The sequence below is a fragment of the Dietzia maris genome (assembly GCF_036287335.1).
In the GTDB taxonomy this organism is placed as follows: Bacteria; Actinomycetota; Actinomycetes; order Mycobacteriales; family Mycobacteriaceae; genus Dietzia; species Dietzia cinnamea.
This window is the reverse complement of record NZ_CP143053.1, coordinates 1,397,787-1,418,968: the sequence shown is the minus strand read 5'-3', so window position 1 is coordinate 1,418,968 and position 21,182 is coordinate 1,397,787. Positions and strand designations below refer to the sequence as shown.

Genomic DNA, 21,182 nt, shown 5'->3' with positions numbered 1-21,182 from the left:
GGGTTCCGATAGGCACTACCCTTGGGCAGCGTGACCCAAGATGACGTGACGCAAGCCGCCCCGGAGCTCATCCGCGCCTGGCCGGGAACCCCTTACCCGCTGGGGGCCACCTACGACGGCACCGGCACCAACTTCTCCCTGTTCTCCGAGGTCGCGGAGCGCGTCGAGCTCTGCCTGATCGACGACGACGGCAGCGAACAGCGCGTGGAACTCGAGGAGGTCGACTACCACATCTGGCACTGCTACCTGTTCGGGGTGACCCCGGGTCAGCGGTACGGATTCCGCGTCCACGGGCCGTACGAGCCGGAGAACGGGCTACGGTGCGACCCGTCCAAGCTGCTGCTCGACCCGTACGGCAAGGCGTTCGACGGCACCTTCGACGGGCACCCGAGCCTGCACAGCTACGACCTCGACAATCCGGACGAGCGCAACACCGAGGACTCGCTCGGGCACACCATGACCACCGTCGTGATCAACCCCTACTTCGACTGGGGCAACGACCGGGCGCCCGGCCACGAGTATCACAACACGATCATCTACGAGGCGCACGTCAAGGGTATGACGGCCACCCACCCCGACATCCCCGCCGAGATGCGCGGCACCTACGCCGGGATGAGCCACCCCGCGATCATCGACTACCTCACCGAACTGGGGGTCACCGCGATCGAGCTCATGCCGGTGCACCAATTCATGCACGACCAGCCGCTCATCGACAAGGGCCTGCGCAACTACTGGGGTTACAACAGCTTCGGGTTCCTCGCCCCGCACAACGAGTACGCCTTCTCCCGCCAGCCCGGCGACGCCGTGAGCGAGTTCAAGGCCATGGTCAAGGCCTTCCACGAGGCGAACATCGAGGTGATCCTCGACGTGGTCTACAACCACACCGCCGAGGGCAACCACCTGGGGCCCACCATCGGCTTCCGCGGTATCGACAACCAGGCCTACTACCGCCTGGTCGAGGGCGACGAGCAGTTCTACATGGACTACACGGGGACCGGTAACACTCTCAACGTCCGGCACCCGCACTCGCTGCAGCTCATCATGGACTCGCTGCGGTACTGGATCCTCGACATGCACGTCGACGGCTTCCGCTTCGACCTCGCCTCGTCGCTGGCCCGCGGCCTGCACGAGGTCGACCGGCTGTCCTCGTTCTTCGACCTCGTCCAACAGGACCCGGTGGTCAGCCAGGTCAAGCTCATCGCCGAGCCGTGGGACGTCGGTGAGGGCGGATACCAGGTGGGCAACTTCCCGCCCCTGTGGACGGAGTGGAACGGCCAGTTCCGCGACACGGTGCGCGACTTCTGGCGCGGCGAGCCCGCCACCCTGGGCGAGTTCGCCTCCCGCCTCACCGGCTCCTCCGACCTGTACGAGGCCACCGGCAGGCGCCCCACCGCGTCGATCAACTTCGTCACCGCGCACGACGGTTTCACCCTCAACGACCTCGTGACCTACAACGAGAAACACAACGAGGCCAACGGGGAGGACAACAACGACGGCGAGAGCCACAACCGCTCCTGGAACTGCGGCGTCGAGGGGCCCACCGACGACCCCGAGATCCTCGCCCTGCGCCGCCGTCAGAAGCGCAACCTGCTCACGACCCTCATCCTCTCGCAGGGCACGCCGATGATCGCCCACGGTGACGAGATCGCGCGCACCCAGCACGGCAACAACAACGTCTACTGCCAGGACAACGAGACGTCGTGGATGAACTGGGACCTCGACGAGGAGCAGGAGGACCTGCTCGCCTTCACCCGCGAGCTCGTCCACCTGCGGAAGAACCACCCCGTGTTCCGGCGTCGACGCTTCTTCGGCACCCCGGTGCGCGGCGAGGAGGACCCGCAGGACATTGCGTGGTTCGCCCCCGACGGCTCGGAGATGACGAGCAAGGACTGGGACTCCGGCTTCGGCAAGTCCCTGGCCGTCTACCTCAACGGCGAGGGCATCCGCGAGCCGGACGAGCGTGGGCAGCGGATCATCGACGACTCGTTCCTCATGCTGTTCAACGCCCACCACGAACCCATCCACTTCTCGTTGCTCGGCCCGGAGTACGCCGAGGCGTGGGAGATTGTCCTGGACACCACCCGGCCCGCCGGCGACCACAACGGGGACCTGCCCTCCGACGGCACCCTCGTCGTGGACGGCCGCGGCACGGCGGTCCTCCGGAAGCTGCGCTGATGAGCCACGCCGCGAACGGCGCGGGATCGGACCTGCGTGCCCGGGTCGACGTGCTCTCCAGCACGTACCGCCTCCAGCTGCGCACCCCCGCCTCCGACCCCGACGGCCGCGGCTTCACCCTGGCCGACGCGGAGGGCCTCGTGCCCTACCTCGCCGACCTCGGGGTGGGCGCGGTGTATCTCTCGCCCGTCCTGACCGCCACGCCCGGTTCGACCCACGGATACGACGTCGTCGACCCCACCGAGGTCTCGCCCGAGCTCGGCGGAATCGACGCCCTGCGTTCCCTGCGTGCGGCGTGCCGCGCCCACGGGCTGGGGCTGATCGCCGACATCGTGCCCAACCACCTCGGCGTGGACGAGCCGGCCGCCAACCCCTGGTGGTGGGACGCGCTGCGGCGGGGCCCCGACTCGGAGTACCACCGCTTCTTCGACTTCGACACCGAGGAGGCCAACGGGGCGGACGGCAGGATCGCGATCCCCGTCCTGGGCTCCCCGGAGGACGTGGCCGACCTCGTCGTAGTCGCCCCGGGGGACTCCGCGAGCGGCGAGGCCGAACTGCACTTCTACGACCACCGCTTCCCCATCGCTCCGGGGACCGGGGGCGGCACCGCGCAGCAGGTCCACGACCGCCAGCACTACCGGCTCGTCCACTGGCGCGAGCCGCTGCTCGGCTACCGGCGGTTCTTCACCGTCACCGGCCTGGCCGGCCTGCGCCAGGAGGGCCCCGCGGTCTTCGACGCCACCCACGCCGAGGTGCGCCGGTGGTGCGAGGAGGACCTCGTCGACGGCATCCGCGTCGACCACCCGGACGGGTTGTCCGACCCGGTGGGTTACGCGCGCCGGCTGCGCGACCTCGTCGGGCCGGACCGGCTCGTGCTGGTGGAGAAGATCCTCGCGCCCGACGAGGTGCTCGAGCCGGCCATGGGGGTCGACGGCACGACCGGCTACGACGCCCTGCGGCTCATCGACCAGCTGCTCGTCGACACCTCCGGCGAGGCACGGCTGTCCGAGCTCGCCGCGCGGTACAGCGGTGACCCGGGCGACGAGGACCGGGTCCACGCGCAGTCCGCCGAGCTCAAACGGCAGATCGTCGCCGAGGACCTCGCCCCCGAACTCGCCCGGCTCTCCCGCGTCGTGCGCCGCGAGGCCGCCGTCGGGCACGACGGATCGACGAGCGACGACGTCGAGGAGGTCGACCTCCGCGAGGCCCTGGTCTCGGTGATCGCGCACACGCCGTTCTACCGGGCCGACTATCCCGTCCTGCGGGGCACCCTCCCGGCCATCCTCGATCGGCTGCGCCGCGACCGGCCCGGGCTCGCGCCCGCGCTACGGCTCGTGGCCCGCGCACTCGCCCGCGGCGGGGAGGCTTCCACCCGGCTCGCGCAGGTCACCGGCGCCGCCACCGCGAAGGCCGAGGAGGACCGGCTCTTCTACCGGCTCGGGAGGCTCGTCTCGCTCAACGAGGTCGGCGGCTCCCCCGGGCGGATGGGCCTGCCCGTCGAGGCGTTCCACCTGGCGATGGCCGAACGCGCCCGCGCCACACCACTGGCCATGACCGCGCTGAGCACCCACGACACCAAGCGCGGTGAGGACGTCCGCGCCCGGATCTCAGTCCTCTCGCAGATCCCCGACGCGTGGGCCGACCTGGTCTCCCGCGTGTTCGAGGCCCATCCCCCGCCGGCCGAGGACGCCGGCTACTTCCTGCTGCAGATCGTCGTGGGCGTGTGGCCGGAACCGGGCGGGCCGACCGACGAGCTGCGCTCGCGCCTGCACGCCTACGCCGACAAGGCTCTGCGGGAGGCCGCGGTCCACACCAGATGGACCGATCAGGACGCGGAGTTCGAGTCCGCCGCCCACGAGTGGATCGACACCCTCCTCGGCTCCGGCGCCGCGCTCATCGGCCCGTTCGTCGAGCGCATCGCCCCGGCCGGACGCGACAACGCACTCGTCGCCAAGGCCGTGCAGCTGCTCTCCCCCGGCGTGCCGGACGTCTACCAGGGGACCGAGGTGTGGGAGGACTCGCTCGTCGACCCGGATAACCGGCGGTTCGTGGATTACGGTCCGCTGCGCTCGGGCGCCGTAGCCCGCGCCGGTCACCCGAAGTTCGCGCTGGTCCGCGAGCTGCTGCGGATCCGCCGCGCGCACCCGGCGGACCTCGTCGGCGGGGCGCACGTGCCCCTTCCCGTGCACGGTCCCGCCGCCGCGGACGTGGTCGCGTTCACGCGGTCGGTCGACGGCCGCGCGGCGGTCGGGCTGATCGCCCGGCGGCGGACGGCGGTCCTCAGCGCCGGCGATCTCGGAGGCACCACCGCCCTACTGCCGGAGGGGACGTGGGCGGTGCGGCCCGACGGCACGACGATCTCCGGGCGCGTGGACGTGGGCGAGTTGCTCAGCGCCTCCCCCGTCGTGGTGATCGTTCGCGAGGACTGAGGCGGGGCGACTGGCGTGTCGGGTCCGCCCGGTCGGGCTGGGTGAGGTCGGGCTGGGCCGGGTGGGCTGGGTCAGCCGCGGCCCAGCAGCCTGTCGGTCTCCCGCCGCTCGCGCTTGGTGGGCCGGCCCGCGCCGCGGTCCCGTCGCGGTTGGGAGGCCAGGACCTCCTTGGGCGGCGGCGGGGGCGAGTGGTCGATATAGCAGGTCGCCGCCACCGGAGCCCCGACCCGCTTGCTCACCGTCTCGACCACCTCGAGAATGCGGATCCGGCCGAGCGCGCCCGTCACCTGGACCCGGTCGCCGGGCACGACGTTCTTCGACGGTTGCACCGCCTCGCCGTTGACCTTGACGTGGCCACCCCGACAGGCGGCCGCCGCCTTGGTCCGCGACGGGAACAACCGCACCGACCACGTCCACGCGTCCACCCGCACACCCATGGCCCGAGGATAACCGCGCCCGGAGCCTCCACGCGGCCCGCGCGGTCTCATGACGGCGATACGCCCTTCGATCGGTGATCCGCCCCTCGGATGACGATCTGCCCTCGGAGTTCCTAGGGTGGGTCGATTTGCGGAGGGCGAATCGAGATTCGAGGGGCGGATCGTGACGGTCAGCCGCCGTAGTCAGGCGGCGGCCGGGTACATCACGCTCCGAAGGCGCTGTACCAGTAGCCGAGGCTTGTCGAGATCCGCCCAGCGCCAGTGGAGCACCCGGTAGCCCAGAGCCATGAGCGCGGCATCTCGATCTTTCTCCACACCCAGTCGGCGCCGGGCCTCTGCCGCATCCGCGCCATCGAGGTACTTGCCGAAACCGTCGCATTCGCCGATCAGACCGAGCTCCGGCCAGAGGAAGTCCACGCGAGCGACGAAGTCGCCGTGGGTATCGAAGATGTCGACCTGTGTCTGAGGCTCAGGAAGACCGTAGTCCGCGAAGATCAGGCGACTGCGGGTCTCCGCGACGCTCTCGCTGCGGGCATCGACTCGGGCCAGCGCGGCCCGCGCGCGTTTGACACCGGATTTACCGGCCGCGCGGCTCAGCGCGTCGTCCACCGACGCCGCAGTGACCGCCTCCGCCTTGAAGGCCGCATCTGCGACTGCCACGCTCGCCGGTGGTGCGCACGCCCTGGCCACGTCCACGATGGTGCGTTCCGGGCGGGTCACGCGGAGCCCGTCGACCACGTGGACGTCGTCTTCCGCCAACGGGGTCACGTCATGCCTAGTCAGCCTGGTGGTACGGGATCTCTGGGCGTGCCCGGCGCGGGACAACGACACGGTTCCGAGTGGCAGATCCCAGCCCGGCAATCCGAGGACGAGTGCTGCCGACCAGTGGGTGAACACCGGGCATGCGAGGGCGCGGTCCGCCGCCAGCACCATGAGCAGGTGCCGCTCCTCTCGCCCGAGCTCTCGCGTGGATCGGTCGACGTAGAAGCCGGGCCGCAGGCGGATGAGATCGCCCGAGGCGACCGCTCTACCGAGCGACTGGGTACTGAAGCCGGCCGCCATCAACTGTTCAGTCGTGTGGAGAAGTGCTCGCAGGTCATCGAAAGTAGCCATGGTCAGATCCTCGGTGCTCATCCGGCCGGTTCCGGCTCATCCCGGTGCTCGACTCGTTCCTGCTGTGGATCGGGGCGGCGACTGTGACTGCGTGCGCCAGCGAACTGACCTGCCTCATCGCCGCTGTCGGGGCGGCGAGTGGACGAGTTCCCGCCGGGCGGTCCGGATCCTCACGATCTGGCTTCCGACGGCCGAAAGTCCCGCCAGAGTGGACATCCAGCCGTAGCCGGCGTGAGCCTCCGATGCGGCCGTCGGCGTTCTGCCCCTCGGATCGCGAGTTGCTCCAGGAGTTCCTAGGGCAGGTGACGATCCGAGGGGCAGATCGTCGGGGGGCCCGAGCCGGGGCGCCATGGGAGACTGGGATCACACCACCCCGCAGCTCCCTGGAGGACCCATGACCGACGCCGCCTCGATCGCCCCGGCCACTCTCGACGCCGCCGCCACGCTCGAGCGGATCCTCGACGAGCGCTACAGTTGCCGCGGCTTCACCTCGGAGCCGGTGCCGGAGGAGACGATCGAGCAGATCCTGCGGATGGCCCAGCGCACGGCGTCGTGGTGCAACTCGCAGGCCTGGCAGGTCGACCTCGTGACCGGGGACGCGACGGCCGCGTTCAGCACGCACCTCACCGAGCACGTGCTGGCCAACGACATGCGCTCGGATTTCCCGGCGCCGGAGCGGTACGACGGCGTGTACGGGGACCGTCGGCGGGCCAGTGGCTACGGCCTCTACACCGCGCTGGGCATCGAGCGGTCGGACCAGGAGGCGCGACTGCGCCAGATGCTGGAGAATTACCGCTTCTTCGGCGCCCCTCATGTCGCGATCATCACCTCGGACGCGGGGCTGGGCACCTATGGAGCGGTCGACTGCGGCGGCTACGTGTCGACGTTCCTGGCCGCGGCCACCTCACTGGGCGTGGCGACGTGCGCGCAGGCCGCGATCGCCCTGTACTCGGACGCGGTCCGCGAGCACCTGTCGATCCCGGACGACCGGCTCATCGTGTGCGGGATCGCCTTCGGCTACGCGGACGAGAACCACCCGGTCAACACCTTCCGCACCGAGCGGGCGGACCTGGGCGACGTCGTGCGCCGCCACGGCTGAGACGGCTGAGACGGCTGAGACGGCTGAGACGGCTGAGACGGCTCAGTACAGCTCGCGCTTCTGGTCCGGCTTGCCGGAGATCGCCTTGCGGACCTTGTTGCCGTGGTAGATCGTCAGGATGCCGGCGATGATCGCCACCAGCGTGAAGAACGAGCTCGCGAACAACGCGATCGGCAGCGACACCACAGTCACACCCAGCGCGATCGCCGTGTTCCGCGCATCCTTACGGACCTGCTGCTTCTGGGCCTCGATCGAGTTCGGCTGGTAGGGCTGCATGCTCATACGTTCAGGATTCCATATCCGGGCGTGTCGCCGCGGTCTCGGTGGTCGCGACCCCCGCCTCTGACCACTCGGCGCCCCCGGACGTGCGGGCGGCGAGGATCGGCCCGATCACCCCGAACTCCCCCGCCACCGTCAGCCCGACTCGACGGCCGTAGTCCACGTCGAGGACGCGGACGCCGGCCGAGCGCAGCGCCGCCTCGAGTCCACCGGCGACGGAGTGGTCGACCACGGCCTTCCACGCGGGGGTCCGGGTCACCTCCACGACGCGCCCGTCGGTCCACGCCTGCTCGACGGCATCGCTCACCGCGGCGGAGTATGCGCGGGCGAGGCCGCCGGTGCCGAGCTTGGTGCCGCCGAACCACCGGACGACCACCGCGCACACGCCGGTCAGCCCGCTTCCCCGCAGGACGTCCAGCATGGGGGTCCCGGCGGTGCCGGAGGGTTCGCCGTCGTCGTTGGTCCGCTCGATCAGGCCGGCCCCGGGGTCGCCCACGATGAAGGCACTGCAGTGGTGGCGAGCCGCCGGATGCGCGGAGCGGAGGTCGGCGATCAGGGCGCGGGCGTCCTCCTCGTCGTCGCACCGTCTCAACACCGCCACGAACCTGGAGCGCTTCTCCTCGTACTCCCCCGTCACGTCCGGACCGGCGGAGAGCCTGAGCACGGGCGGCAATGCGGTCATGCCCCCAGTATCGCGCCCGGTGGCGGTGACGCGGCGCGGCGGTCCGACCCGACCCCTCCCCGCGGGCACCGGTTTTCCCTACGCTGGGCGGTGTGACCTCACCGAGCGAATCGACCTCGTCCACAGCCACCGGCGCCGACATGTTCTCCGTCTGGGCACCGGAGGCACGCGCGGTCGGGCTGGTCCTGGACTCCCCCGACGCCGACCCCGTCCCCATGCGGCGCGCCGCGGACGGCTGGTGGACGTGCGGCGTCCCCCGCGAGCAGGGCAGGGACTACGGGTTCGTGGTGACCGGCGACGACGACGAGGTCAGCCCGCCCCGGCCCGACCCGCGGTCGCCGCGTCAGCCGGACGGGGTGCACGGGCTGTCGCGGGTCCACCGCCTCGACCCGTCCCGCTGGACGGACGCGGCGTGGACCGGCCGGCAGCTGGCCGGGTCGGTGATCTACGAGATGCATGTGGGCACCTTCTCGCCCGGCGGGACGCTGATCAGTGCGATCGAGCACCTCGACGAGCTGGTCGAGCTGGGGGTGGACATGGTCGAGGTGATGCCCCTCAACGCATTTAACGGCGAGTACGGCTGGGGTTACGACGGGGTGGCGTGGTTCGCGGTGCACGAGCCGTACGGCGGGCCGGACGCGTTCCAGCAGTTCGTGGACGCCTGCCACGCGCGCGGCCTGGCGGTGTGCCTGGACGTGGTCTACAACCATCTGGGCCCGTCAGGGAACTACCTCCCGGAGTTCGGGCCGTACCTCTCCGCCGCGGACGGGCCGTGGGGGTCGGGGGTGAACCTGGACGGCGAGCACTCGGGCGAGGTGCGGCGCTACATCATCGACAATGCGTTGCGCTGGTTCGACGAGTTCCACGTGGACGCGCTGCGCCTCGATGCCGTGCACGCGCTGCACGACGCGTCGGCCGTGCACCTGCTGGAGCAGTTGGCGGTGGAGGTCGAGTCGCTGTCCACCCATCTCGGGCGGCCGCTGTCGCTCATCGCGGAGTCCGACCAGAACGATCCGCGGACCGTCACCGCGCGGGAAGCCGGCGGCCTCGGGCTGGACGGACAGTGGGACGACGACGTGCACCACGCCGTCCACGCCGCGGTCTCCGGCGAGCGGCAGGGCTACTACGTGGACTACGGGTCGCTCGAGTCGTTGCGGCAGGTGCTCACGGGCGCGTTCCTGCACGCGGGAACCTATTCGACCTTCCGGGGTCGTGTGCACGGGCGGCCGCTGGATGTGAACCGGGTGCCGGGCAGCCGGTTCGTCGCCTACACGCTGACCCACGACCAGGTGGGTAATCGCGCGGCGGGAGATCGGCCGTCGATGAATCTCACGCCGCAGCAGCAGCTGGCCAAGGCCGCGATCGTGCTGTGTTCGCCGTTCACGCCGATGCTGTTCCAGGGCGAGGAGTGGGGTGCGCGGACGCCGTTCTGCTTCTTCACCTCGCATCCCGAGCCGGAGCTGGCCGAGGCGGTGCGGCAGGGACGGACGCGCGAGTTCGCGGCGATGGGTTGGGATCCCGACACGGTGGCGGACCCGCAGGATCCGGAGACGTTCCGCCGCTCGGTGCTCGACCGCTCGGAGCAGGCAGCCGATGAGCACGCCGAGATCCTGCGCGTCTACCGCGCGCTGATCGCCCTGCGCAAGGCCGAGCCGGAGCTCAGCGATCCGTGGCTGGCGCCGGTTCGGGTCGAGTGCGGTGTGGAGGCCGACGACGACCGCTGGCTGGTGGTCCATCGTGGATCGTTGGCGTTGGTGGTGAACCTGGGCACCGAGCCGTGCCGGGTCCCGCTGGCCGGCGAGGCGGTGCTGGCCTCTGCTGCGGTGGCCGACGCCGAGTCGGTGTTCTGCCAGGCGTTCGGGTTCGCGGTGGTGCGGACACGCTGACGCCCGGTCGGGTCAGGTCAGGTATTCGTACGCGGCGGTGCCGGGCTCGAGGCGCTCGCAGTCGATGCGGGAGGCGTCCATACGCTCGAGCAGCGAGTGCAAACCGGTGGCCGACCCGAGCTCGATGCCCACCAGCGCCGCGCCGAATTCGCGGTTGTTGCGCTTGAGGTACTCGAACAGCGTGATGTCGTCCTCGGGACCCAGGACCTCGTCGAGGAAGCGACGCAGCTGGCCCGGCTCCTGCGGGAACTTCACCAGGAAGTAGTGCTTGAGCCCCTTGTGGACGAGGGATCGCTCGATGATCTCGCTGTACCGCGAGACGTCGTTGTTCCCGCCGGAGACGATGCAGACGACAGTGGCGCCCTCGTCGATGTCGAGCTGGTGGAGGGCCGTAACCGCCAGCGCGCCGGCGGGCTCACAGATGATCCCCTCGTTCTGGTAAAGCTCCAACATCTCCGTGCACACCGCGCCCTCGTCCACCGTGAGGACCTGGATCCGCTCGGTCATCGAGGAGATGACACCGAATGGGAAGTCACCGAGCCGGGCGACGGAGGCGCCGTCGACGAAGGTGTCGACCGTGTCGAGGGTGACGGGCTCCCCCGCCTCCAGTGCCCTCGTCAGCGACGGGGCGCCGGCGGGCTCGACGGCGATGATCTTGCAGTCCGGCGCGTACTCGGCCAGATAGGTCGCGATGCCCCCGGCCAGTCCGCCGCCACCGACCGGGACCACGACGGCGTCGGGGACCTCGTCGAGCTGCGCGAGGATCTCGGCGGCGATGGTGCCCTGTCCGGCCATCGTGTCGGGGTGGTCGAACGGCGGCACCATCGTCGCCCCGGTGCGCTTGGCGTCCGCGCGGGCAGCCGCCTGCGCGGCGTCGAAGTTCGTGCCGGTCACGACGAGCTCGACCCAGCTGCGGCCGTGGGCCAGAATCCTGTCGCGCTTCTGCTTGGGCGTGTTGGTCGGCACGTAGATGCGGCCGTTGATCCCCAGGACCCGGCAGGCGAACGCCACGCCCTGGGCGTGGTTGCCGGCGCTGGCGGTGACCACGCCCGCGCTGCGCTCGTCGCCGGTCAGCTGCGCCATGAGGTTGTACGCGCCGCGGATCTTGTAGGAACGGACCGCCTGCTGGTCCTCCCGCTTGAGCAGGATGCGCGCGCCGGTCTGCTCGCTGAGCCGCTCGCTGGCCTGCAGGTCGGTCGACCGGATGACCTCGCCGATCCGGCGGGCTGCGGCGTCGATGTCGTCGGTGGTCACGACCTGGGTGGGCGCGGGTTCGGTGGCGGTCACAACCACCAGTGTCCCACCGCCCCCGCGATCACCGCCAACCGGTCACCGCGTGCGCAGCGGCGCGCGGCACCCGGCGAGACACGCGTGTGCCGGGCGGCCGCGGTCAGCCCGCGAGGCAGCCGGCACCGAGTAGCGCCTTGAGGTCTCCCATGAGGGAGGACGAGGTCTCGACCCGCAGTTGGTCGTCGAGCCGCAGGACCGTCGAGGAGTTGCCGTTGACCAACCGCAGGTGGACGTCCGAGGGGCCGGGGTGGCGGACCAAGACCTGCTTGAGCGCGGTGACGGTCTCGATGGTGCACATCCGCGTCTGCAGCGTCAGCGCGAGCGGCGCGCCGTTCCCGCCGACGACCAGGTCCGGCACCTCGAGGGTGTCGCCGAAGACCGACACGCGGTCCTCACGGATGTTGATCCTCGCCTTGACCAGCACGACCGCGTCCTCGGCGATGTCCAGGGCGGCGATCCGGTAGGTCTTGGGGAAGAACAGCACCTCGACGCTGCCGTTGAAGTCCTCGATCGTCACGATCGCCCACGGCTCGCCGTTCTTGTTCACCCGCCGGTCGACACCGGAGATGATCCCGCCGATCGTCACGGCGGTGCCGTGGGGCAGTTCGCCCTCGTGGATCGTGGCGATGTTCGTGTCGGTCTTGGCCTCCAGCGCGGCCTCGAGCCCGTCGAGCGGGTGGCCGGAGACGTACAGGCCCAGCATCTCGCGCTCGAGGGCCAGTTTCTGCTTGGTGTCCCACTCCTCGTCGGGCACGCGGACGGCGAACACGTCACCGAAGCCGGTGTCGGCCGCGGTGTCGTCTCCCCCACCGAAGAGGTCGAACTGGCCGACGGCCTCGGCCTTCTTGGTGGACATGACCGATTCCACGGCGTCGGCGTGGACCAGGAACAGGCCCTTACGCGGATGGCCGAGCGAGTCGAAGGCGCCGGCCTTGATGAGCGACTCGGTGACCTTCTTGGTGCAGGCGGTCTGGTCGATCTTGGCGAGGTAGTCCGAGAAGTCGGTGAACTCGCCCTTGGCCTCGCGGGCGGCGACGATCGAGTCCACGACCTGCGCGCCGACGTTGCGCACGGCGCCCAGGCCGAACCGGATGTCCTTGCCGACGGACGCGAAGTTCGTCAGCGACTCGTTGACCGACGGCGGGAGCACCTTGATACCCATCTGCCGGCAGTTGGACAGGTAGAGGGCGGCCTTGTCCTTGTCGTCACCGACGGAGGTGAGCAGCGCGGCCATGTACTCGGCCGGGTAGTTGGCCTTGAGGTAGCCGGTCCAGAAGGACACCAGACCGTAGCCGGCGGCGTGGGACTTGTTGAACGCGTACGAGGCGAAGGGCTCGATGGTGCCCCACAGCGCGTCGACGGCCTCCTTGGAGAACCCGCGCTCGAACATGCCGCCCGAGAACTTCTCGTACTCCGCGGCCAGGACCTCGGCCTTCTTTTTACCCATGGCCTTACGGAAGCCGTCGGCCTCACCGGCCGTGTATCCCGCGAGCTCGCGGGAGATGGCCATGATCTGCTCCTGGTAGACGATCAGGCCGTGGGTCTCCCCGAGGATCTCCTTGAGCGGCTCCTCCAACTCGGGGTGGATCGGCACCAGTTCCTGCTTGCCGTTCTTGCGGTCGGCGTAATTCCAGTGCGTGCCCATGCCCATGGGGCCGGGTCGGTACAGGGCGAGGGCGGCGACGATGTCGTTGAAGCCGGTGGGCTTCATCCGCTTGAGCAGCTCGCGCATGCCGCCGGAGTCGAGCTGGAACACGCCGAGGGTGTCACCGCGGGCGAGCAGGTCGTAGGTGGCCTGGTCGTCCGTGCTCAGCGTGTCGAGGTCGATCTCCTCGCCGCGGTTGAGCTTGATGTTCTCCAGGCAGTCGCCGATCACCGTGAGGTTGCGCAGGCCCAGGAAGTCCATCTTGAGCAGGCCGATGTCCTCACACGACGGGTAGTCCCAGCCGGTGATGATGGCGCCGTCCTGCGCGCGCTTCCACATGGGGATCACGTCGAGCAGTGGCTCGGAGGACATGATCACCGCGCACGCGTGGACGCCGGCCTGACGGACCATGCCCTCGAGACCGCGGGCCGTGTCGTAGATCCGCTTGACGTCGGGGTCGGTCTCGAGGAGCTGGCGCACCTCGGCGGCCTCGCCGTACCGCTCGTGCTTGGGGTCGGTGATGCCGGACAGCGGGATGTCCTTGGCCATGATCGCCGGCGGCAGCGCCTTGGTGATGCGGTCGGCGATCGCGTACCCGGGCTGGCCGAAGTTGACGCGGGCGGCGTCCTTGATGGCGGCCTTGGTCTTGATGGTGCCGAAGGTGATGACCTGGGCGATCTTGTCGGCGCCCCATTTGTCGGAGGCGTAGCGGATCATCTCGCCGCGACGCCGGTCGTCGAAGTCGATATCTATATCGGGCGCGGACGGCCGCTCGGGGTTGAGGAACCTCTCGAACAGCAGGCCGTGCTCGATGGGGTCGATGTTCGTGATCTTCAGCGCGTACGCCACCAGCGCGCCGGCGGCGGACCCTCGGCCGGGCCCGACTTTGATGCCGATCGAGCGGGCGTGCTCGATGAGGTCGCCGACCACGAGGAAGTAACCGGGGTAACCCTTGCCCTTGATGACCTCGAGCTCGAAGTTCGCGCGATCGATGTACTCCTGCGGCACGCCGTCGGGGAAGCGCCACTGCAGGCCCTTGTGGACCTCCTTGGCCAGCCACGTGTCCTCCGTCTCGCCCTCGGGGACGGGGAACTTGGGCATCCGGTCGCGCGGCGTCCAGATGTCGTCGTACGGCTGGACGCGCTCGGCGATCCACAGGGTGTTGTCGCACGCGCCCGGGACCTCGGAGTCCCACTGGGCGCGCATCTCCTGGGCGGACTTGAGGTAGTAGCCGTCCCCGTCGAACTTGAAGCGGTTCTCGTCGGCGAGGGTCTTACCGGTCTGGACGCAGAGCATGGCCTCGTGAGCGTGGGCCTGCTCGCGGGTGACGTAGTGGCAGTCGTTGGTCACGAGCGGCGGCATGCCCAGGTCCCGACCGAGCTTGAGGAGGTCCTCGCGGACCCGACGCTCGATGTCGATCCCGTGGTCCATGAGCTCGAGAAAGAAGTTGTCCTTGCCGAAGATCGACTGCCACTTCTCGGCGGCCTCGTAGGCCTCCTTGTTGTGGCCGAGGCGCAGGCGGGTCTGGATCTCGCCGGAGGGGCAGCCGGAGGTGGCGATGATCCCCTCGGAGTACTCGGCGAGGATCTCCGCGTCCATGCGCGCCCACTTGCCCAGCTGCCCCTCGTACGAGGCGAGCGAGGACAGCCGGAACAGGTTGCGCAGGCCGGTGGCGTTCTCGGCGACCATCGTCATGTGCGTGTAGGCGCCGGAGCCGGCGACGTCGTCGCTCTTCTGGTGCTTCTCGCCCCACAAGATGCGCTTCTTCTCGAACCGCGACTCGGGGGCGACGTACGCCTCGATCCCGATGATGGGCTTGACCCCGGTCTTCTTGGCCTGCTTGTAGAAGTCCGAGGCGCCGTACATGTTGCCGTGGTCGGTCATCCCGACGGCCGGCATACCCAGACGTGACGCCTCCGCGAACAGCGGGTCGATCTGCGCCATCCCGTCGAGCATCGAGAACTCGGTGTGATTGTGCAGATGCACGAACTGATCGCCCACGAAAGCACTCCTCCTACGGACTCGTCCGCCACAGTCTAGGTCGGATCACCGACAGGCCTCGAACCCCCAGGACGGGCCGCGCGCGGCGTGCGACCGGCCAGCGTGAACGCGATGACCGCGGTCCAGATGAGCGCGAAGCCCACCCACTGGACGGCGTCGAGTCGCTCTCCCACGACGAGCAGTCCCCACGCCATCTGCAGCACCGGGACGATGTACTGCAGCATGCCGACGGTGGCCAGCGGGATGCGCTGCGCGGCGACGGCGAACAGCAGCAGTGGCACCACGGTGACGAGGCCGGAGGCGGCCAGCAGCGCGGAGTGCCCCGCACCGTGCCCGGTGAAGGTGCCCGCGCCGGACGCACCCAGCCAGACGAGGAACGCCACCGCGACGGGCGTCGTCACCGCGACCTCGCCGAGCATCCCGGTCACCGGGTCCACGCGCAGCTTCTTCTTGAACACGCCGTACAGGCCGAAACTCACCGCGAGGATGACCGACAGGTACGGGAAGTGACCGTAACCGGCGGTGAGGACCCCGACGGCGACGACGGCGAGGGCCACCGCGAGCCACTGTGGGCGGCTGAGGCGTTCGCGGAAGACGATCACGCCCAGCAGCACGCTGACCAGCGGGTTGATGGTGTACCCCAGGGCCGCCTCGGTGACCCGCTCGGAGTTGACCGCGTACACGTAGACGCCCCAGTTGGCCGAGACGAAGACGGCCGCACCGCCGATACGGGCCCAGGAGACGCGGTCCACGGCGCGCACCCGCCCCCAGCCGCGCAGCAGCGTGACCACGATCGCCATGACGACGAACGACCACACGATCCGGTGCGCGAGGATCTCGACCGCCCCGGCGGGCTCGAGCAGCGGGAAGAAGGCGGGGAAGAAGCCCCAGAGCGTGTACGCCGCGACGCCGGCCGCCATGCCGACGGCGACCGTCCTGTCCTTCTCCCCTGCCGCCTCACCGTTCACCGGCGCAACCCTAGGAGCATGGGTCAGTAATGGCTCGAAGCGCGCCGAGAGTACGGCGGAGTGCGTGAGAGCGTTGCGCTCGGGCCGGCGTCACTGGCGGACAGGTATTCGGTTTGCGAAGCCGCGGTGATGGCGTTCAGTCCGCGGGTCAGCCTGTAGGTCGCCCGGGCCTGCCAGTTCAGGCGATCTGGAGGCCGCCGAGCCCGGTGGCGCCGATATGACCGTGGAGCTTTCGCAGGTTGTGGCAGGCAGCGAGCAGTAGCCATTCACCGCGGGCGGCGTCCAGACCGCGAATCAGGAGTTGCTTGCCGTTCTGCAGGGTGCTCATCTGTCCGAAGACCGGTTCGACGATCGCTTTGCGCCGGGCGTAGACCGCTCGGCCTTTCTTCGTGGCGAGCTTGCGGGCCATGCGCTGCTTGTCCGTGGCGCTGGCCGGGATCGGTCCCCGGGGGGCGATCGGCGCCGGTTCCCCGCTGCGCTGTCGTCCGGTGGCGATGAAGAACTCGGTGCCCTGCTCGCCGGTGACCTCGGCGGAGGCGGCGAGGTTCGCGGCTGAGCAGTACCCGGCATCGGCGAGCATCTGCTTCGGGGCCTGCCCCGTGTTGCTGATGGCCTGCTCGGTCATGGGGATGAGGTTGCCGACGTCGGCGGCACAGTCGTTGACCTCGGCCGCCACGATGATCTGATGGGCGGCATCGACCACGGCCTGGCCGTTGTAGCACTGAGCGAACGACCCGTCCCCGGTGAGCATGATCTTCGACTCCGGGTCGGTGAAGTTGCGCTGGGCCTTCGGCCTGGGCGTGGCGCGCTCGGCGGCCTCAGCGGCCTTCTGCGCGACGGTGTCTTCGTCTTCGCCCTTACCGCGGGCCTTAGCCTCAGCCTTCTCCGCCGCATCGGCGGCGGCGTCGGCTTCCAGAGCAGCTTTGGCCTGGCGCAGCTTGACCAGGCGAGACTCTCGGCGGGCCAGCTCATCGGGCAGCTCGTCCCCGCGCCGGTTCTTGCCGAACTTGGCGTCCTCGGCCTTGTCGATGGCCTCGGCGGCGGCCAGCAGATCGGAGACCTCCTGGGCCAGTACCTTCTCCTTGTCCGTCAGCCGCGCGTACGACATGGCCTTGCGTTTGGAGGCGTTCGCCCGCAGCTTCGTCCCATCCAGCGCGACCTGTCCAAGCGTGACCATCCCGGCGGCCTGGCACAACGCCAACGCCTGCAAGAACAGGTTGCCCAGCGCGGCCAGGTGCCTCTTGCGAAACCTGGCGATCGCGCGGTAGTCCGGGGCCGCCCCGGCCGCCAACCACCGGAAAGCGACGATGTCGGTGCAGGCCTTCTCGATCCCGCGGGAGGAGCGCACCCCCGTGGTGTAGCCGAAGATCAGCAACCGCACCATCAACCGCGGATCGTACGGCGGGGCCCCGCGCCCCTCCTGGTAGGAGACGTAGATCCGCGATAAATCCAGGTGCTCATCGACCAGATCCGCCACGAACCGTGCCAGATGATCGGCCGGAAGCCAGTCATCCAGCGACGGCGGCAGCAACAACCCCTGGCCCGGGTCGAACGCCCGAAATGTCTTGCCTGCGCCCACCGGCTCGACCTCGCCCTGCCGGTCAGCCCGCTCGACGCGGAACTCCTCGGCGGCGAACAACCCTTCCTCGCCCATGACGACAATTATCCCGCCGAACCCGCCCCATCAGCGGACCTGAACTGGCGTGTTACTGACCCACGCTCCTAGCGCCGGTCGCCCGCGGTGGCCGGTCAGGCGGGGGGTACGGGGGCGGCGTCCGGGAGCGGCAGGGCCGAGTCGACCTGCTGAGGCAGCAGGGGCCGGACGGCGAAGCGCCCGTACACCGCGTCGGGGGGCAGCGCCTCCACCGCCCGCACACCGCGGTGGTCGGCCACCGCGCGCAGCTGTCCGGTCGTGCCGCGCACGAGCAGGCCGATGATCGCGGGCTCCCCCGCCCGGATGCGGGACGCGGTGAGCGCGGCGGCCGCGGCGGCCCGGTCCGATCCCGCCGGGGCCGGATCGAGCCGCGCGGCCGCCTGCTCGAGGCCCCGGCCGAACACCGCCTCGCGCCCGGCCTCCCCCGCCACCGGCTCGGCCAGCGCCACGTCGGAAACGGGCATCGCGACCCCCTCGACCGGCACCTGCACGGACAGCCCCGAGACGCGCGGCAGACCCCGCACCGCGCCGGCGGCCTCGGCGACCGACCACGCCTCACCCGCGCTGACGAGGGCCCAGCGGTGGGCGTCGGGGTCGCGGGCGCGGCCCTCGTCGTCGTCGCCATCATCACCGGATCCCCCCGGGACGTCCGTCCCGCCGCCCACGGTGACCAGTGAGGCGGCCGCGCGGTCGAGGTAGTCGCCGACGCGCTCGCCGGGGTCGGGGCCCAGGGCGTCGCTCATCACCCCCGGGCTCCGCGGGAGCTCGGTGCGCAGCGCGGTGAGGATCGTCACCAGCGCCAGGACGACCACCACCCCCACGCCGGCGGCCCGCAGCAGCCGCGCGGCGCCGGTCATGCGTCGCGGAGGACGTCGATCGCGTGCTGCAGGTCGTCGGGGTACCGGCTCGCGAAGTCCACGCGCGCCCCCGTGCCCGGATGCTCGAAGCCCAGGCCCACCGCGTGCAGCCACTGCCGCTCGAGCCCCAGCCGCCGCGCGAGGACCGGGTCCGCGCCGTACGTGAGGTCACCCGCACACGGGTGGTGCAGCGCCGAGAAGTGCACGCGGATCTGATGGGTGCGCCCCGTCTCGAGCTTCACCTCGACCAACGTCGCCGCCTGGTGCGCCTCGAGGGTGTCGTAGTGCGTGATCGACGGCTTGCCGTCGGAGGTGACCGCGAAGCGCCAGTCGTTCGACGTGTGCCGGCCGATCGGCGCGTCGATCGTCCCCGAGAGCGGATCGGGGTGGCCCTGCACCAGCGCGTGGTAGGTCTTGTCGACAGTCCGGTCGCGGAACGCCCGCTTGAGCAGCGTGTACGCCCGCTCCGACGCCGCCACCACCATGAGGCCGGAGGTCCCCACGTCGAGGCGGTGGACGATCCCCTTGCGCTCCGGCGGTCCCGAGGTCGAGATGCGGTACCCGGCGGCGGCCAGGCCGCCGATCACCGTGGGACCGGTCCACCCGACCGAGGCGTGCGCGGCCACACCGACGGGCTTGTCGACGACGACGATGTCCGCGTCCGAGTACACGACCGCCATCCCCTCGACCGGCTCGGCGACCACCGCCGGCTCGGCCCGCGGCTCCGGCATCTCTACCTCGATCCAGGACATCCCGGTGAGCTTGTCGGACTTGCCCACGGTGCGGCCGTCGAGCAGAACCTTGCCCTCGCCGGCCAGGTCCGCCACCGCGGTGCGCGAGATGCCCAACAGCCGGGAGACGCCGGCGTCGACGCGCATGCCGTCGAGACCGTCCGGCACGGGGAAGGTACGCAGCTCACCCATCGGCCGGGTCCCCCTTGGCGACGGGGGCGGCGTCGTCCGACACGCGCGAGCCGTCGAAGTCGATGTTGCGCAGGACCGCCACCGCCACCACGATCACACCGGCGACCAAGCAGGAGTCCGCCACGTTGAACACCGGCCACCAGCCCACGGACAGGAAGTCCACGACGTGGCCCTGCAGGATCCCGGGCGCCCGGAAGTACCGGTCCACGAGATTGCCGGCGGCGCCGCCGAGGATGAGGCCCAGCCCCCACGCCCACCATGTGGAGTGGACGCGGCGGGAGAACCACAGCAGCCCCAGCACCACGACCGTGGCGACGACGCTGAGCACGACCGTCGACTCCGTACCCATCGAGAACGCGGCGCCGGGATTGCGCAGCAGCACCAACCGCACCGTGTCACCCACAAGCTCGATCGGGCGGGCGTTCTCCAGGTTGGCCACCGCGAGCACCTTGGTGACCTGATCGATCAGGACCACCACGCCCGCGATCGCCAGCATGACCGCCGGCCCCGCGCGGAAGTACCCGGGCGCGGTGGCCCGAGGTCCGGGTGTGCTCGCTCCCGCGGCGTCAGGCCGCGTGCCGTCGGTCTCCGTCATGCCGCCCAGTATCCCTGATGATGTCGCCGACCCGACGGCTGCGGGTGGGCGACCCTCTAGGCTCGGGGCGTGGACCCGCGATCGACCGTCATCCCCGGCCCCTCCCGAACCACCCGCCGCGAGCGTGGCGGCGACCGAGGACGGGGTGGCCGCGGCGGCTCCGGTCGACGTCTCCTCGCGGCCGCGCTCGCGGCCACCCTCGTAGTCGGTACCGCCGGGTGCGCCGACGACGACGCCTCTGACCCCGCCGCCTCGGGGCAGGCGACGACCACCGGGGCGGGCGCCGCTGCGGACCCGGACGCGCAGGCGCTCGAGCCCGAGGTGAGCGTCGACCCCGGACCCGCCCCCACCGTGGAGCTGGTGGACGCCGGGCAGGGCGAGCGGCGGGTACTCGCCTACGCCCCGTCGCTCGAACCGGCGGTCGTGGCCGTGACCCGTGCAGCCACGTCCCGCACCGAGGTGCCGGGTTCCGAGCCGAGGGTCGACGACACGCCGGAACAGACGCTCACGCTGGAAGGGCGTTCCGAACCGGACGTCGACGGCGCCCAGCGGGCGACCGTCACCGCGCGCGAGTTCACCTCCGTCGACGACCGCCGGTCCGCGCAGTTCGCCACCGCGCCCGGTTTCACCGTCACCTGGACCCGCAGCGCCGACGGCGTCATCCGCGAGCTCTCACTGGCGGCACCGGCGGGTGCGACCGACGCCGCTCGCGCCGGCGTCGAGATCACCGCCAACGCGATCTCGGAGGCGACCGTCGCGTTCCCCACCGAGGAGATCGGCGTGGGCGCCCGGTGGACGGTCACCCGGCAGGTCGACGACGCGGTCGCCCCGACCCGGGTCACCACCTACGAGCTGGTGGACCTCGACGGCGACGTCGCCACCGTCCGGTCACGCACCGAGGCCCCCGATCCGCAGGACACCCTCACCGCACCCGCGCCCGACGGCGGGCCGGGCGTCACCCTGGACGTGGAGTCCTACGACGTCTCCGGCTCCGGCGAGCTGACGGTCGACCTCCGGGCCGCCCTGCCGGTGGGCGGGACGACCGAGTCCTCCACGCGGACCGCCTACGTCGACCCGGATTCCGGACGACGGTCGACCTACGAGGAGGACTCGGAGCTGAGCTTCCGCACGGTGGACTGACCGCCGGCG

At 70.5% G+C, this 21,182-nt stretch carries 16 protein-coding genes; 5 read left to right on the top strand and 11 right to left on the bottom strand.

Annotated elements, in window-relative coordinates; genetic code table 11:
* Positions 1-45 precede the first annotated feature (45 nt).
* Both glgX and treY read left to right on the top strand, forming a co-directional pair.
* Complete coding sequence (glgX, locus tag VYL96_RS06450) at positions 46-2,175, top strand: glycogen debranching protein GlgX (protein WP_007627730.1); 2,130 nt, start codon at positions 46-48, stop codon at positions 2,173-2,175.
* Positions 2,175-4,604 (top strand): malto-oligosyltrehalose synthase, encoded by a 2,430-nt coding sequence (treY, locus tag VYL96_RS06445; RefSeq protein WP_131886570.1) that lies wholly within the window; start codon positions 2,175-2,177, stop codon positions 4,602-4,604. Before glgX ends, treY begins: the two co-directional genes overlap by 1 nt.
* A gap of 71 nt (positions 4,605-4,675) precedes the next feature.
* Here treY and VYL96_RS06440 read toward each other — a convergent pair whose 3' ends face one another.
* Both VYL96_RS06440 and VYL96_RS06435 read right to left on the bottom strand, forming a co-directional pair.
* A complete protein-coding gene (locus tag VYL96_RS06440) occupies positions 4,676-5,041 on the bottom strand; it encodes an Hsp15 family ribosome-associated heat shock protein (protein ID WP_108847143.1) in 366 nt (121 codons plus the stop codon).
* A gap of 183 nt (positions 5,042-5,224) precedes the next feature.
* Complete coding sequence (locus VYL96_RS06435; RefSeq protein WP_131886571.1) at positions 5,225-6,175, bottom strand: type IV toxin-antitoxin system AbiEi family antitoxin domain-containing protein; 951 nt, start codon at positions 6,173-6,175, stop codon at positions 5,225-5,227.
* A gap of 373 nt (positions 6,176-6,548) precedes the next feature.
* Between VYL96_RS06435 and VYL96_RS06430 the strand changes: the two genes are divergently transcribed.
* Positions 6,549-7,253, top strand: coding sequence for a nitroreductase (locus VYL96_RS06430; RefSeq protein WP_131886572.1), 705 nt, complete (start codon positions 6,549-6,551; stop codon positions 7,251-7,253).
* Positions 7,254-7,295: 42 nt separating this feature from the next.
* Here VYL96_RS06430 and VYL96_RS06425 read toward each other — a convergent pair whose 3' ends face one another.
* Together VYL96_RS06425 and VYL96_RS06420 are read right to left on the bottom strand one after the other, a co-directional pair.
* Positions 7,296-7,535, bottom strand: coding sequence for a hypothetical protein (locus tag VYL96_RS06425; protein WP_061229121.1), 240 nt, complete (start codon positions 7,533-7,535; stop codon positions 7,296-7,298).
* A gap of 4 nt (positions 7,536-7,539) precedes the next feature.
* Positions 7,540-8,214 carry an IMPACT family protein gene (locus tag VYL96_RS06420; RefSeq protein ID WP_131886573.1) on the bottom strand — a complete coding sequence of 225 codons (675 nt, stop codon included), beginning with the start codon at positions 8,212-8,214 and terminating at the stop codon, positions 7,540-7,542.
* Between the two features lie 140 nt (positions 8,215-8,354).
* On the opposite strand from VYL96_RS06420, the gene treZ reads away from it, so the two are divergent.
* Positions 8,355-10,100 (top strand): malto-oligosyltrehalose trehalohydrolase, encoded by a 1,746-nt coding sequence (gene treZ / locus VYL96_RS06415; protein WP_243699816.1) that lies wholly within the window; start codon positions 8,355-8,357, stop codon positions 10,098-10,100.
* A gap of 12 nt (positions 10,101-10,112) precedes the next feature.
* Here treZ and ilvA read toward each other — a convergent pair whose 3' ends face one another.
* The 7 genes from ilvA to lspA form a co-directional block, all read right to left on the bottom strand.
* A complete protein-coding gene (gene ilvA, locus VYL96_RS06410; protein ID WP_082904522.1) occupies positions 10,113-11,387 on the bottom strand; it encodes a threonine ammonia-lyase IlvA in 1,275 nt (424 codons plus the stop codon).
* A gap of 103 nt (positions 11,388-11,490) precedes the next feature.
* On the bottom strand, positions 11,491-15,036 hold the full coding sequence (gene dnaE, locus VYL96_RS06405) for a DNA polymerase III subunit alpha (protein WP_131886575.1): 3,546 nt from the start codon (positions 15,034-15,036) through the stop codon (positions 11,491-11,493).
* A 35-nt stretch (positions 15,037-15,071) separates the two neighbouring features.
* The gene (rarD, locus tag VYL96_RS06400) at positions 15,072-16,004 is read right to left on the bottom strand and encodes an EamA family transporter RarD (RefSeq protein ID WP_131886576.1); all 933 of its coding nucleotides are present in this window, start codon (positions 16,002-16,004) and stop codon (positions 15,072-15,074) included.
* Between the two features lie 178 nt (positions 16,005-16,182).
* Entirely contained in the window at positions 16,183-17,658 is a 1,476-nt protein-coding gene (locus tag VYL96_RS06395; RefSeq protein WP_061917889.1) for an IS1182 family transposase, read from the bottom strand.
* Positions 17,659-17,753: 95 nt separating this feature from the next.
* Complete coding sequence (locus VYL96_RS06390) at positions 17,754-18,515, bottom strand: hypothetical protein (RefSeq protein WP_063935653.1); 762 nt, start codon at positions 18,513-18,515, stop codon at positions 17,754-17,756.
* Positions 18,512-19,438 carry an RluA family pseudouridine synthase gene (locus VYL96_RS06385; RefSeq protein ID WP_061916452.1) on the bottom strand — a complete coding sequence of 309 codons (927 nt, stop codon included), beginning with the start codon at positions 19,436-19,438 and terminating at the stop codon, positions 18,512-18,514. Before VYL96_RS06385 ends, VYL96_RS06390 begins: the two co-directional genes overlap by 4 nt.
* Positions 19,431-20,033 carry a signal peptidase II gene (gene lspA / locus VYL96_RS06380; protein WP_061229115.1) on the bottom strand — a complete coding sequence of 201 codons (603 nt, stop codon included), beginning with the start codon at positions 20,031-20,033 and terminating at the stop codon, positions 19,431-19,433. Before lspA ends, VYL96_RS06385 begins: the two co-directional genes overlap by 8 nt.
* A gap of 69 nt (positions 20,034-20,102) precedes the next feature.
* On the opposite strand from lspA, the gene VYL96_RS06375 reads away from it, so the two are divergent.
* Entirely contained in the window at positions 20,103-21,173 is a 1,071-nt protein-coding gene (locus tag VYL96_RS06375; RefSeq protein WP_207913579.1) for a hypothetical protein, read from the top strand.
* The last annotated feature ends 9 nt before the right edge of the window (positions 21,174-21,182 follow it).

Bases quoted from the DNA above. Each gene is read 5' to 3' on its own strand.
- treY (WP_131886570.1), top strand. From the start codon at position 2,175: ATGAGCCACGCCGCGAACGGCGCGGGATCGGACCTGCGTGCCCGGGTC.
- VYL96_RS06420 (WP_131886573.1), bottom strand. From the start codon at position 8,214: ATGACCGCATTGCCGCCCGTGCTCAGGCTCTCCGCCGGTCCGGACGTG.
- VYL96_RS06395 (WP_061917889.1), bottom strand. From the start codon at position 17,658: ATGGGCGAGGAAGGGTTGTTCGCCGCCGAGGAGTTCCGCGTCGAGCGG.
- treZ (WP_243699816.1), top strand. From the start codon at position 8,355: ATGTTCTCCGTCTGGGCACCGGAGGCACGCGCGGTCGGGCTGGTCCTG.
- VYL96_RS06430 (WP_131886572.1), top strand. From the start codon at position 6,549: ATGACCGACGCCGCCTCGATCGCCCCGGCCACTCTCGACGCCGCCGCC.
- VYL96_RS06425 (WP_061229121.1), bottom strand. From the start codon at position 7,535: ATGAGCATGCAGCCCTACCAGCCGAACTCGATCGAGGCCCAGAAGCAG.
- VYL96_RS06390 (WP_063935653.1), bottom strand. From the start codon at position 18,515: ATGACCGGCGCCGCGCGGCTGCTGCGGGCCGCCGGCGTGGGGGTGGTG.
- VYL96_RS06435 (WP_131886571.1), bottom strand. From the start codon at position 6,175: ATGAGCACCGAGGATCTGACCATGGCTACTTTCGATGACCTGCGAGCA.
- VYL96_RS06385 (WP_061916452.1), bottom strand. From the start codon at position 19,438: ATGGGTGAGCTGCGTACCTTCCCCGTGCCGGACGGTCTCGACGGCATG.
- VYL96_RS06440 (WP_108847143.1), bottom strand. From the start codon at position 5,041: ATGGGTGTGCGGGTGGACGCGTGGACGTGGTCGGTGCGGTTGTTCCCG.
- lspA (WP_061229115.1), bottom strand. From the start codon at position 20,033: ATGACGGAGACCGACGGCACGCGGCCTGACGCCGCGGGAGCGAGCACA.